At 43.6% G+C, this 12,084-nt stretch carries 12 protein-coding genes and 4 tRNA genes; 4 read left to right on the top strand and 12 right to left on the bottom strand.

Annotated features, from left to right (window positions below):
• Window positions 1–108: 108 nt before the first annotated feature.
• From N5J47_RS07900 to N5J47_RS07860, 9 genes are all read right to left on the bottom strand, one after another.
• Window positions 109–183 (bottom strand) — tRNA-Gln (locus N5J47_RS07900).
• A gap of 90 nt (window positions 184–273) precedes the next feature.
• A tRNA-Gln gene (locus N5J47_RS07895) sits at window positions 274–348 on the bottom strand.
• An 18-nt stretch (window positions 349–366) separates the two neighbouring features.
• A tRNA-Gln gene (locus tag N5J47_RS07890) sits at window positions 367–441 on the bottom strand.
• A gap of 26 nt (window positions 442–467) precedes the next feature.
• Window positions 468–542: transfer RNA gene (locus tag N5J47_RS07885), tRNA-Gln, on the bottom strand.
• Complete coding sequence (gene ispE / locus N5J47_RS07880) at window positions 541–1,374, bottom strand: 4-(cytidine 5'-diphospho)-2-C-methyl-D-erythritol kinase (protein ID WP_279959572.1); 834 nt, start codon at window positions 1,372–1,374, stop codon at window positions 541–543. The genes N5J47_RS07885 and ispE overlap by 2 nt, the downstream gene beginning before the upstream one ends.
• A 23-nt stretch (window positions 1,375–1,397) precedes the next feature.
• Complete coding sequence (gene vapC, locus N5J47_RS07875; protein ID WP_347815010.1) at window positions 1,398–1,793, bottom strand: tRNA(fMet)-specific endonuclease VapC; 396 nt, start codon at window positions 1,791–1,793, stop codon at window positions 1,398–1,400.
• A 14-nt stretch (window positions 1,794–1,807) separates the two neighbouring features.
• On the bottom strand, window positions 1,808–2,041 hold the full coding sequence (gene vapB, locus N5J47_RS07870; RefSeq protein ID WP_279959455.1) for a type II toxin-antitoxin system VapB family antitoxin: 234 nt from the start codon (window positions 2,039–2,041) through the stop codon (window positions 1,808–1,810).
• 60 nt (window positions 2,042–2,101) lie between these two features.
• Window positions 2,102–2,683 (bottom strand): lipoprotein insertase outer membrane protein LolB, encoded by a 582-nt coding sequence (gene lolB, locus N5J47_RS07865; protein ID WP_279959454.1) that lies wholly within the window; start codon window positions 2,681–2,683, stop codon window positions 2,102–2,104.
• Window positions 2,684–2,687: 4 nt separating this feature from the next.
• Window positions 2,688–4,406, bottom strand: coding sequence for a tetratricopeptide repeat protein (locus N5J47_RS07860; protein WP_279959453.1), 1,719 nt, complete (start codon window positions 4,404–4,406; stop codon window positions 2,688–2,690).
• A 79-nt stretch (window positions 4,407–4,485) separates the two neighbouring features.
• Between N5J47_RS07860 and hemA the strand changes: the two genes are divergently transcribed.
• Window positions 4,486–5,769, top strand: a complete 1,284-nt coding sequence (hemA, locus tag N5J47_RS07855) for a glutamyl-tRNA reductase (RefSeq protein WP_279959452.1) — start codon at window positions 4,486–4,488, stop codon at window positions 5,767–5,769.
• A gap of 5 nt (window positions 5,770–5,774) precedes the next feature.
• Here the strand turns inward: hemA and N5J47_RS07850 are convergent, their stop codons facing one another.
• The 3 genes from N5J47_RS07850 to N5J47_RS07840 form a co-directional block, all read right to left on the bottom strand.
• Entirely contained in the window at window positions 5,775–6,380 is a 606-nt protein-coding gene (locus N5J47_RS07850) for a Uma2 family endonuclease (protein ID WP_279959451.1), read from the bottom strand.
• Window positions 6,381–6,461: 81 nt separating this feature from the next.
• Window positions 6,462–8,342: a CHC2 zinc finger domain-containing protein gene (locus N5J47_RS07845; RefSeq protein WP_279959450.1), complete on the bottom strand. Its 1,881-nt coding sequence runs from the start codon at window positions 8,340–8,342 to the stop codon at window positions 6,462–6,464.
• 121 nt (window positions 8,343–8,463) lie between these two features.
• The gene (locus N5J47_RS07840) at window positions 8,464–9,516 is read right to left on the bottom strand and encodes an outer membrane protein assembly factor BamD (protein ID WP_279959449.1); all 1,053 of its coding nucleotides are present in this window, start codon (window positions 9,514–9,516) and stop codon (window positions 8,464–8,466) included.
• A gap of 70 nt (window positions 9,517–9,586) precedes the next feature.
• Between N5J47_RS07840 and rluD the strand changes: the two genes are divergently transcribed.
• The 3 genes from rluD (at window position 9,587) to N5J47_RS07825 (ending at window position 12,057) form a co-directional block, all read left to right on the top strand.
• A complete protein-coding gene (gene rluD / locus N5J47_RS07835) occupies window positions 9,587–10,636 on the top strand; it encodes a 23S rRNA pseudouridine(1911/1915/1917) synthase RluD (protein ID WP_279959448.1) in 1,050 nt (349 codons plus the stop codon).
• A gap of 24 nt (window positions 10,637–10,660) precedes the next feature.
• Complete coding sequence (gene pgeF / locus N5J47_RS07830) at window positions 10,661–11,401, top strand: peptidoglycan editing factor PgeF (protein WP_279959447.1); 741 nt, start codon at window positions 10,661–10,663, stop codon at window positions 11,399–11,401.
• 83 nt (window positions 11,402–11,484) lie between these two features.
• Window positions 11,485–12,057, top strand: coding sequence for a flavodoxin family protein (locus N5J47_RS07825; protein WP_279959446.1), 573 nt, complete (start codon window positions 11,485–11,487; stop codon window positions 12,055–12,057).
• Window positions 12,058–12,084 lie beyond the last annotated feature (27 nt).

The following is a 12,084-nucleotide window of genomic DNA, read 5'->3' as shown; positions in this document are numbered from 1 at the left end:
AATCTATAACCTTTCCTCATAGAGGTTAAGCGAAACAACACCTCACCCAAGCGCAAAGAGGAAACTTAAAATTTCCCCAACGGGTAGTTTAAAGAATAATCTATTATATGGCAGGGGCGGCTGGATTCGAACCAACGGATGGCGGGATCAAAACCCGCTGCCTTACCACTTGGCGACGCCCCTAATGCGGCAGAACTTTAATGGTTTTATATGATTTTGTCAATATGATTGATCAAATACCGATATAAAACAAGCCTGACGAACAAAGAGAAATGGCAGGGGCGGCTGGATTCGAACCAACGGATGGCGGGATCAAAACCCGCTGCCTTACCACTTGGCGACGCCCCTAAATTTGATGATCTGTAATGGCAGGGGCGGCTGGATTCGAACCAACGGATGGCGGGATCAAAACCCGCTGCCTTACCACTTGGCGACGCCCCTATTACAAACATCCTACAGGTAAAAATTGGCAGGGGCGGCTGGATTCGAACCAACGGATGGCGGGATCAAAACCCGCTGCCTTACCACTTGGCGACGCCCCTAGGGTGTTATTTGAAAATGTCGTAATGGCGATTCTGACAGACTGTTCACCAAGTAAGCTTTACAAGGTGAATGTTGCATAATCTGCTGTACATTCATTTCCAAAGTCACTTCAATAAAAACACAGGCACCTGTACCTGTAAGCTTTGCCTGACCAAACTGATCAAGATATTGCATTGCTTCATCCACTTCGGTGTATAACTGTCGAGCCAATGGTTCAAAGTTATTTCCAAAGTTGGAAGGTTCTAACTGATAGGCGCAAAATGTAGTGGTCTTGGAATCTCTTGTCAATGTTTTTTGTGAAAATAACAATTGAGTGCTGATAAAACAGTCAGGTTTTAAAACAATGAATTGTTTTTGAGCTAAGTCTATGAATGATAAATGTTCACCCACTCCTTCAGCCCATGCATTTTGCCCAAAAATAAAAATTGGAACATCAGCGCCAAGCTGTACGCCATAGGCTGCAAGTTGCTCATCATTTAGCCCGCACTGCCATAGCTGGTTCAGTACAATCAATGTGGTTGCGGCATTGGATGAGCCACCACCCAGACCTGCACCCATGGGGATATTTTTTTCCACTGAGATCTTTAATCCACAGGGTGTCTTGGCATGTGGGCGCAGGTATTGCGCAGCCCGATAAATCAGGTTTTGTTCCAGTTTTACTTCTGCTAATCCCTCAACCTGAATCTGATTTTCTTCAATGGCCTCAAAACTGATCCAGTCATAAAGATCAATCAGTTGGAAAATACTTTGCAACTCATGGTAGCCATTGTCACGGCGACCCACGATATGCAGGAATAAATTAAGTTTGGCAGGGGATGGGACGCGTAAAATGGTCATATTTGCTTCCATAACATTTAAGACTGCACCCACCAATTCTCTAGACGTAATCCAGCCACACGTTCAAACTCACGTATGTTATTAGTGACACAAATGAATCCCTGACTGCGGGCATGCCCTGCAATCATGGCATCATAACTACCAATAGTTTTGCCTGTTTTTGATAGTTCAGCCCGAATTTGTGCGGTATGGGCTGCGGCATAATTGTCATAATCAAGGACGATCAGATTTGCCACAAATTTTTCAATTTCAGTCAGATTAGTTTGGGGATTGGATGATTTTTCTGCACCGTAATACAACTCCATTAAGGTGATCGAGCTGATACAAAGATAATCCTGATGTTTGGAAAACTGTTGGATGACTTCAATCGGCTTTTTCCTAATCGCATAGATGCAGATGTTGGTATCCAGCATGTATTTAAGCATGATTAGAAACTTTCTCGTTCTTGCGCAATCGGTTGCTCACGTTCCTGAAAACAATCTTCGGTCAGTTGTGATGGCGTATTCATCCATAATTCCCAGCGTTTTCCAATAGGCGTTAAAATCCGTGTATCCCCAATACTAATCACTTCTACCTGTTTGATATGTTCAGGAAAAGCAACTGCTTTGGGCAAACGTACCGCTTGGTTACGATTATTTTTAAAGATCGTTGCTTTTTCCATCGTGATACACCTATTTGGAAGTATATGTCTTTAGTATATCCCAAAATATTGAATGAAACACTATCTGTTCTGAATAACCATGGTAATACGGTTTTCTCGATCTTCCGCAAGTGCCTGCTTCAATAAAAGCTTGTTGGGCAAGGTCTGCGTATCGTTATAACTAAAATCAACCGTCCAGCCATCTTCAATCAGTTGCTTTAAACGGTTGTTCTCATCTTTAATGGTTTGCGCATTTGTTGTGGCTGGTTTGGCCTGAACCCAATAAGCCAGATGCATAATTGGTGCTTGCCAGCCTGTGGCTTTTTCCAGTAATTCTTCTGGTGATGCCGCGGTAATTAAACCCGTCTTTGCGCTATTCAATGTCACTTCGCCAGGCTTACCCTGAATCTGGGTTTTACCCACTCCCAAAATGCCTGTGAGTTCAATATCGAACTGATCCTGTTGCTGTAGCCATGTAAAGAATGCACTACCTGACTGCTGTGGGGTACGCACTCCAATTTTACCCTGTAAGCTAAAATTGTTTTCATCCTGTAGCTGTGGTGAGGCAATCACTTTATTCGGTTGACTTAAATGTTGACATCCAGTGAGAAACAACACACTACTGCTACACATGGCCAGACATATTTTTGCAAACAAACGCATTGGGTTAACTCTTTTTTACGGTTACAGGTAAGATTAAGCCATCAAGTTGTTGTAATTGTGGGGCATTTGCATGTTTTTGTTTCAGTTGCTGTAACACATCGCTAAATTGGGCGAGTGAACCTTGCATATACAGCGCCTTGGCATAGCGAATCCCAATATTCACATTCTGGCTGATGCTATAGGCCTGTTGCAGCGCCTGAACTGCAGTATCAAAATCATTTTGTAAAAAGGCAATATAGCCCAGTGTATCCAGAATGGAGGCCTGTTCTGGTGCGTATTCCAGTGCCAGTTCAGCATATTTACGCGCTTCCTTTAAGCGGCGATTCTGCAATGCCAAAGTATAGGCATAGGCATTTAAATAGGTTGGACTGTTTGGTTCGATTGCCAATAGCTGTTTGAGTGTCTTATCCAGCTTATCCCGATCTGTATATGGGTCGAGCAATAACACCTCAGCATAGATCAGCTCTGGGTCATCTGGAATGTTCTTGATCGCCTCATCCAGCAGGGTCAGAGCCGCCTTTTTATTGTCCATTTTCTTTAAAATGTCGGCCTGGGCCTGATAAAGAAAACTGGCGTGCTGAGGGTAGTTGACCCGTTCCTGAGTCAGGAAACGCAAGGCATCATTCAGTTGTTCCTGTTTCTCAAAAATCGCAATCATGTTACGGCGGGACACGATATACAGGCTGCCATCAACAAGGCGATAATAGGCCTTTGCCGTTTCATAATGCTGTTTGCGCTGTGCATTAATTGCAAGATAATAATAGGCTTCATTCTGGTATTTTGCCGAAGAGCGTAAATCAACCAGATATTGTTCCGCTTTCTCATATTGCTTGAGGTCAATACTGGTTAGGCCCGCAATAAACAGAGCTTCCTCAGCCTGAGGATGGTCTTTAATAATATTTTCAAGCTTGTCTAAAGCTTCCTGTTGCTGGTTGATTTGGATGTAGTAGCGTGCTTCCGCCAAGCGGACATCAAGGTTATTCCTGTTTTTACGGCTGGCCTGGGCAAACCATTTTTTTGTGGCGGCATCATCGCGTAAAGCCATGAGTAAGTTGGCTTTCATCAGGATAAAGCTAGTGGATTTTGAACGTTTGCGTAAAGCACGGTTAATATTGCCCAGTGCCTGCTCATATAAGCCATCCTGTGCCTCTAATCCCGCGATTAAAGCTAAAATAGAGGGGTTGTCCTTTTCCTTACTTGCGCGTAAGGCATTGAGCAGAACTTCACGATCTTGTGCCTGTTCAGGTGCAATACCTGCGAGAATTTGTTCCAAATCGGCGGTTGGGTCAATATTTAAAATCTTGTCCAGTGTCTTGGCCGCAAGTTCGTATTCATGTGTTTTCAGGGCAATATGCGATAAATAGAACAAAGCAGGCACATCTTTAGGTTCCTGCTCAACCCAGTGGGTGGCAATGTCCAGGGCTGCCTGTAGATCGTTGTATTCCAGAGCAACATCTAAGGCACGTTGCTTAATGATGGTGGAATTGCTGCGAATGGCAAGTACGGTATAGTTGTGCAGGGCTGTTGCAATATCGTCATAGGCAAGGGAAAATTCGGCGACCATGCTCTGTTGTAGGGCATGTTCGAAGCTCTGGTCAGCATACATATCGTGTATTGCTTGTGCGGAGACATAAGCGCTCATACTACCTAACAACAAGATTGTGGTAGAATACCGTCTAATCGTCTTGCCGTTAAAATAGGTACGGCGATGTAGCTGACGCAATTTTTATTGATCCAAAGTAATGCTTTTTATGACACCGATGTTGCACAATAACATAAATTTAGCGAAATGATGATCTGATATGTCTTTCTTTGCATTGGGTGTCAACCATCAGACAGCTTCTGTTGAGCTTCGTGAACAAATTGCTTTCAATGCAGAGCGATTAGCCCAGCTATTGCTTAAACAACGCCAGCATTCTTCGCTAAAAGACATGGTGGTGGTCTCCACATGCAACCGAACCGAAGTCTATGCCATGACGGAAGATGCGGATAGCGTCCTGAATTGGCTGGCCCAGGTGAATAATATTGATGTAAAACAGTTAATTCATCATGTTTATCGTTACGAGAATGCCCAGGCGGTTACACACCTCATGCGTGTTGCCAGTGGTCTGGACTCACTGATGTTGGGTGAACCACAGATTTTGGGGCAGGTTAAAAGTGCGTTGGCATTGTCCAAAGATGCGGAAACGGTATCGCCTGAACTGAATAGTGTTTTTGAATATGCCTTTTATGCGGCAAAGCGGGTTCGCTCGGAAACTTCTGTAGGTAGTCATGCAGTTTCTATGGGCTATGCCGTGGCCCAGTTGGCCTCACAAGTGTTTAGTCATCCAGAAAAGCTTACTGTTATGGTAGTGGCAGCAGGGGAAATGAATAGTTTGGTTGCCAAGCATTTGGCAGAAATGGGTGTTGCCAAGATTATTATTTGTAACCGTGGCCGTGAACGCGCTGATTTGCTCGCGCAGGACATTGCGCATCAGGTAGATGTTGAAATTATATCTTTTACAGAACTTGCACATAATTTGCATCGAGCCGATGTAGTTTCAAGTTGTACAGGCAGTTTGCATCAGGTGATTGGATATTCAGATGTTAAGGTAGCATTAAAAAAACGCCGTTATCAGCAAATGCTGATGGTGGATTTGGCCGTTCCGCGTGATATTGATCCAAAGGTTGAATCACTGGACAACGTTTATTTATATGGCGTTGATGATCTGCAAAGTGTGATTGATGAGAATCTGGCACAACGCCGTCAAGCGGCGGTAGAAGCTGAGATTATGGTCAATCAGTTGGCAACCCAATTGATGACCCAGCAAAAGGTCAAGGAAGCGAGTGGCACCATTCAAGCCTATCGCCAGCACAGTGAGGAAGTCAGCCAAAAAGAATTGGTGCATGCCTTGGAGTCCTTACAGCATGGGCATGATGCAGAGCAGGTATTACAGGAATTTGCGCATCGCTTAACACAAAAGCTTATGCATCCAACTTCTATCTTATTAAGAGAGGCTGCCAAGGCTGAAAATCCTGATTATTTTGAGTGGTTACAGCAGCATCTACAGGATGTTTTTGAACATGAGCGTAAGCCGAGACAATAAATATTCTATTCTTGTTCAGTGGGTGTTTGTTTAGCTTGTTTTTCTAGCCATTCCAATACATCAGTATTTTTAACCCGATCATAAATATCTGCCACCTTGATGGTTAAATCAATTGAATCCAGTTTAATGACATCACCAAGGAAATAGTGCTCAGCTTTCCAGTTGGTACGGCGACGCAATACTTCAACTTCAGCAGTATCTTGTTCAACCAGTAGATATTCCTGTAGGCTTGGAATTTGGATATAAGTGTTAAATTTAATGGTTTTATCAATCTGTTTGGTGGATTTGGATAATACTTCTACGATGATTGTCGGACTATCGGTAAAATATTGATCGTCAGCAAGATCGGTGCAATCAACCAAGACATCAGGATAAAAGTATTTACTGCCGATTTTGACTTTCATATCCGCAGAATATGGTTGGCAAGGTTTACCTTTTAGGTGATTGCCAAATTCTCTATATAAATTTCCAGCTAAACGATTATGTGCTGCACTCGCCCCTGACATGGCATAGATCACACCATCGATATATTCATGTTTAATGTCGCTATGAAGTTCACCCTCTAAATATTCCTGTTCAGAAATAAGAGGTTGATGAGCTCGGTTAGACATCCTACACCTGTATTGATAGGGCTGGTTTGTATTCAGTTTAGCAGAGATTTGATAAAAGGAAACGTATCATTACGCAATGGGTTAAGACAACAACCTCAAACTAATTTGCTTGGTCAATTCATTGAGTTGCTGGCGTAAATTACGTGACTCAATTAAAGAAATAGGGGATTTAAGTTTTATTCTCAAATACTTTTCTTGCAGTCCCAAAGCATATTCTTTCGCCAGTTTATCTGCAATTTCAGGTGCCTGTGTAAGTGTCTGAATATTGGTACGCTGCATAATATCCGCAATTTCATGACTGTAGCTACTACAGGCACCCAGCACATAATAAGTCGCCAATTCCTGATCATCGGGTAAATCATCAAACACAATATTTAATGAAGCTAGAATTTTAGCCAACAGTTCAGTGTGGTCAATGACTGCACGTAATTCTTCAAAGTGAATATATAAAAATGGATGGTGCATTAGGATCGCAATCGCAAAATCCTCATCCTTGGTGTGAATGTTAAAAGACAGGGATGCATCATGGCTGATTTGAGGCGTAAAACGTTTACCCAAACCCAGTTTTTCACGGAAAGACTGGGTCAGTAAATAACGAAATGAGCCATGTTTAGGTAACAGTTCGGTTAGTTCACGCAGTTCACCCATGACCAGACTTTTACCCTCGGGAGAACTAACATCATGTTGTCCTGTTAAATGGGCAAACACAAAGTCTGACAATAAAGGAGCCTGTTGCAGTAGCTTTTGAAAGTTTTCCAAACCCTCCCGACGAATGAGCGAGTCTGGGTCATGTTCATTCGGCAGTACAAAGAATTTTAATTCACGACCATCATTAAGTAACGGTAGAGCGATTTCCAAAGTACGGCGTGCCGCTTTTTGTCCTGCGGCATCACCATCAAATGCAATGGTGATTCGTGAGTTTTGCTTAAACAGGGTGGTTAAATGATCTGCATTACTGGCTGTTCCCAGGGTTGCCACCGCACCAGAGATGCCATATTGCTGTAGCGCAATCACATCCATATAACCTTCCACCATCAGCCAGTCATTGGCCTTGAGTTTGCGCCCCTCATATAAACCATAAAGAAGCTGGTTTTTATGGAACACTTCTGAGTCAGGTGAGTTGATATATTTGGGCTTGATTTCATCATTTAAGGCACGGCCCCCAAAACCCACCACACGACCTTTATGATCACGGATTGGGAAAATCACGCGGTCACGCAGTAAATCAAAATCCCGACCACTGTCGCTGGAGCGAATCAGACCGAGTTGTTTTAGTCCCTCAATATCTTGGGGAAAAGCTTTTTCCAGATGCTGCCAATCTTCTGGTGCATAGCCTAGTCGCCAAAACTGAATGGTTTGGGTAGATAATCCCCGTTGCTTGAAATAGTTCTGTGCTTTCTGGCTGTTGGGAAATTGGCGCTCGTAAAATAGCGCAATATTTTCCAGAAGATCATAGAGATTGCCTTCCTGCACCTGTTCATCCATCGTAAATGATGGGTCGAACTGTGCAAAAGGGTCATACATATAACGATCCATATCAACAAAATGATCGTCGATGGATTCAGGGATGGCTGGTGAGGTTGGACTATTATTCTGTACTGGTGCAGGTTGTGGTGCAGCAACCTGTTGCGGACTACGTTTATAGGACAATTTTTTATTGTCCTGATTGTCTTTGGGGAGATCAATGCCTGTCTTGTTGGACAGTTCTTTCATCACATCTACAAAGTTACGTCCATCAATATCCATCAGGAAACGAATGGCATTACCATTGGCCTGACAGCCGAAGCAATGATAATACTGCTTGTCTCGGTAGACGTGGAATGAAGGTGATTTTTCCTGATGGAAAGGACAGCAACCTGAATAAGTACGCCCAGTCTTTTTTAACTTCACACGTTGACCAATCAAATCGACAATGTCGGTTCGATCCAGAATTTGATCAATCGTATGCTGTGGAATTGCCATAAGGTTTAACCATTTAAAACTGGAAGTGGGACATCTTTATTATCTGTCAGAATCATTGTTGCATAAAATGAAAAACAGGCAAGGGTTGGCTTGCCTGTTTTGTGCATCAGATGACTGCAAATTAATTTGCGGCATCTTCCTCGCTTGGATTGTTGTCAATAACAGCAGGGGCAGGATTGCTTGCAGGTGCAGGGACTGCCGATTCAACGGGTGCTGATGTTTCAGGCTTATCCAGTAAACCAAAGCTCAAACGGTTGGTTAGGCTGCGTTTTTCAGTCTCAGTATTGGCGTCTATATTTTTGCTATCCACATTTTTGGATTGACGACCCAATAAGCCCAAAGTTGCACGGTTGACCCAACTACCGTCTTTACGTGCCGCACGTAAATTGACCTCACCATTTGATTTTACAAGGTTTGGATAGTTGAGCTTAAGGATGTCAACATATTGTTGGGAGGTCGCTGTATCACCAAGTTTTTGGTAACTATAGGCTAGGGTTGCCAAAGCTTCAGGTGTCTGTGGAGTTTGTGGATAATGTTCAACCACCCATTGTGCGCGCTCAGCAGCAGCCAGCCAGGCTTTGCGCTGAATATTGAAACGCGCTGCGTTCATCTCACTCTCAGCCAGTTCCTGACCAATATATTTCATGCGTTGCGCCGCATCGACAGAATATTGGCTACTTGGGAAACGGCGAATTAAATCCACAAAGTTTTGATAGGCAACTTTGATGTAGCTGACATCACGGTGTGACTGTTGCAGTGAGGTATAACGAATCAGGCTATCGTAGTTCATTTCCATGTTGGCGACACCACGAACATAATAGGCATAATCAACATTTGGATGTTGCGGATTTAAACGAATGAAACGTTCCGCCAGTGCAATCGTGCCCTCATAATCTTTTTGTTTGAATTTGGCATAAAGAAGTTCAAGCTGTGCCTGCTGTGTATATTGTCCAGTTGGATAATAGGTATCCAGGGCTTCAAGCGACTTTACCGCATCGGTATATTGATTGCGCTCAAGTGACTTTTGTGCTTTTTCAAAATAAACCTGTTCACTGGATTGTGGTCCTTTATCAACCACATCCTTCTTGCTTGGATTGCTGCTACAGCCCACAAATGCAGACGCTACGCCTAAAGATAGTGCCAGTATCGTAATTTTATAATGGGGTAGCGACATAAAAATTCCTCTGTTTTTGGGACAATAAGCTACAATGGTGCTATTAAACCATTTTTGTACCGATCATCAAATGACTTCAGCACAATCTTCCAATTCAAACTTCTCTGAAACAGATTTCTTACTCGAAGATTCTGTCGATGCAGATAATCATAATTCTGATTCAACTGCAACACGTTTATCGTTGCAAATTCAACTTGATGAAACCTATTTAGGCCAACGGATTGATCAGGTTGCAGCGATGGTCTGGAGCGAGTTTTCCCGTGAAAAACTCAAGCAATGGATGAAAGATGGCCATCTGTTGGTAAATGGTAACATCGTAAAGCCGAAGTACCGTTGTGAGGGTAATGAACTGCTTACCCTTGAGGTTGAGCTTGAGGCGCAAACCTCTAGCCAGCCTGAAAATATTCCACTCAATATTGTCTATGAAGATGATGATATTATCGTGATCAATAAAGAAGTCGGTATGGTGGTGCATCCAGGGGCAGGCAACCCAACAGGCACTTTAGTCAATGCCTTGCTTTACCATGCGCCAAAACTGGCGGAGCTGTCTCGCGCTGGCTTGGTACACCGTATTGATAAAGACACCAGTGGCTTATTGGTGGTTGCGAAAAATCTTGAGGCCCAGTTTTCATTGAGTAAACAACTGGCAAAGAAAACCGTTTACCGTGTTTATGATTTGGTGGCCTATGGCAATATTATTGCGGGTGGCACCATTGATGAACCAATCAAGCGTCATCCTGTAGACCGTGTCAAAATGGCGATCTTGCCAGGTGGGCGTGATGCTGTAACACATTATAATGTCAAGGAACGCTTCCGTGACTTCACCCGTATTCAGGCACAACTGGAAACAGGCCGTACCCACCAGATTCGTGTGCACTTTAGTTACCTCGGACATGGTTTGATTGGGGACCCTGTTTATGTCAACCGTGTACGTTTTCCAGCAGGTGCATCGGAAGCATTAATTGATATGCTGCGCAGCTTTAAACGTCAGGCATTGCACGCAGCCAAACTTGGTCTGGTTCACCCACGTACAGGTGAGGAGATGATGTTTGAAGCGCCGTGGCCAGAGGACTTTAGCCAATTGGTGGAAGTGCTTCGCCGTGAAAATGAAGCGTACTAATTTATAAAAATGAGAGGGGATGTTATGGAATTTGTACAAGGTTTGCCTAAAGGTGTGTATGTGGGACAAACGCGTATTGAACATCCTCAAACCATTGCGACATCTAACGAAAACCTCTCTGGTTTTAATCTGGCTCTGCATGTCAATGATGATGCTCAACGGGTTCAGCAGCATCGTATGATCTTGCTAAATGAATTATCTGCATATGGTGTTGATAAAATCACCTGGATGACGCAAACCCACAGCACCATTTGCCATACCGTGAATGAACAAATTCCATTTATTGCCCTTGAGGGCGATGGTTTAGTCACGCAACGCGTAGGTCATGCCTTGATGATGATGACTGCGGATTGTCTTCCTGTGGTCTTGGGTAATGCCGATGGCACCGAAGTTGCCAATCTTCATGCGGGTTGGCGTGGTTTGGCCAGTGGCATTATTGAAAATACGATTGCTGAAATGAAGTCTCAACCCACTTGGACATGGCTGGGTGCAGCTATTAGCCAGCCTTGTTTTGAAGTGGGGGTGGAAGTAAAAGCGGCTTTCTGCGAAAAATATCCTGAACTGGAAAGCGCTTTTATTACTGGTCAGGTTGAGGGTAAATATCAGGCGGATCTCTATGCGATTGCACGCTTTATCTTAAATCGTTTAGGTGTGGAAACCGTGCTTGGTGGTGATCAGTGTTCTTATTTACAGGCACAGGATTATTTTTCCTATCGTCGTAATGCAAAAACTGGACGGATGGCAACATTTGTATTTATGCAATAAATTGCATCCTTTGCATGGTTGATTCGCCTTGTTTGGTTTAAAAATGTTAAACTTGATCTAATTCATTGGTTTTTAAATTTTCCATGTCTGTTATTGAGCAAATTACTTCCCGAGTTAAAGTTTGTGTGATTTACCATAGTCCTTATGGACATACAGCCAAAGTTGCACAATACATCGCTCAGGGTGCCGAGCAGGCGGGGGCGGAGGTGCATCTCCTTTCTGTGGCTGCGCCGCAGTGGGATTTATTGGATCAGGCCGATGTGATCGTGATGGGTTGTCCAACCTATATGGGAAGTTTAACTTCTGCCTTGAAACAGTTTATGGAGGACTCCTCCAAACGCTGGTTGGCGCGTACATGGCAAGGCAAGCTTGCGGCTGGTTTTACCAATGGTGGTGGTCTTAGTGGCGATAAACTGGCAGTACTCCAGCAAATTAATTTATTTGCGATGCAGCATGGCATGCTATGGGCAGGCTTGCCATTTATGCCGACAGGACGCAGTCCATTGGATATTAACCGTATGTCAAGTTTCTTGGGGCTAATGACGCAATCTGATAATGCCAGTGTGGAAATCACACCACCAGAAGGTGACTTGGAAACAGCAAGAAAGTTTGGGAAATATCTGGCGGAGCTGAGATTAAAACATATTGCTGTTTAATCTGAGCGATAAAAAACCTCCAATAAA

Source organism: Acinetobacter sp. GD03645 (assembly GCF_029845285.1).
GTDB lineage: Bacteria > Pseudomonadota > Gammaproteobacteria > Pseudomonadales > Moraxellaceae > Acinetobacter > Acinetobacter corruptisaponis.
The sequence above is the reverse complement of the archived record's forward strand: the minus strand, read 5'-3'. Positions and strand labels throughout refer to the sequence as shown.

Bases quoted from the DNA above. Each gene is read 5' to 3' on its own strand.
- rluD (WP_279959448.1), top strand. From the start codon at position 9,587: ATGACTTCAGCACAATCTTCCAATTCAAACTTCTCTGAAACAGATTTC.
- N5J47_RS07840 (WP_279959449.1), bottom strand. From the start codon at position 9,516: ATGTCGCTACCCCATTATAAAATTACGATACTGGCACTATCTTTAGGC.
- N5J47_RS07825 (WP_279959446.1), top strand. From the start codon at position 11,485: ATGTCTGTTATTGAGCAAATTACTTCCCGAGTTAAAGTTTGTGTGATT.
- pgeF (WP_279959447.1), top strand. From the start codon at position 10,661: ATGGAATTTGTACAAGGTTTGCCTAAAGGTGTGTATGTGGGACAAACG.
- N5J47_RS07845 (WP_279959450.1), bottom strand. From the start codon at position 8,342: ATGGCAATTCCACAGCATACGATTGATCAAATTCTGGATCGAACCGAC.
- lolB (WP_279959454.1), bottom strand. From the start codon at position 2,683: ATGCGTTTGTTTGCAAAAATATGTCTGGCCATGTGTAGCAGTAGTGTG.
- vapC (WP_347815010.1), bottom strand. From the start codon at position 1,793: ATGCTGGATACCAACATCTGCATCTATGCGATTAGGAAAAAGCCGATT.
- N5J47_RS07850 (WP_279959451.1), bottom strand. From the start codon at position 6,380: ATGTCTAACCGAGCTCATCAACCTCTTATTTCTGAACAGGAATATTTA.
- hemA (WP_279959452.1), top strand. From the start codon at position 4,486: ATGTCTTTCTTTGCATTGGGTGTCAACCATCAGACAGCTTCTGTTGAG.
- vapB (WP_279959455.1), bottom strand. From the start codon at position 2,041: ATGGAAAAAGCAACGATCTTTAAAAATAATCGTAACCAAGCGGTACGT.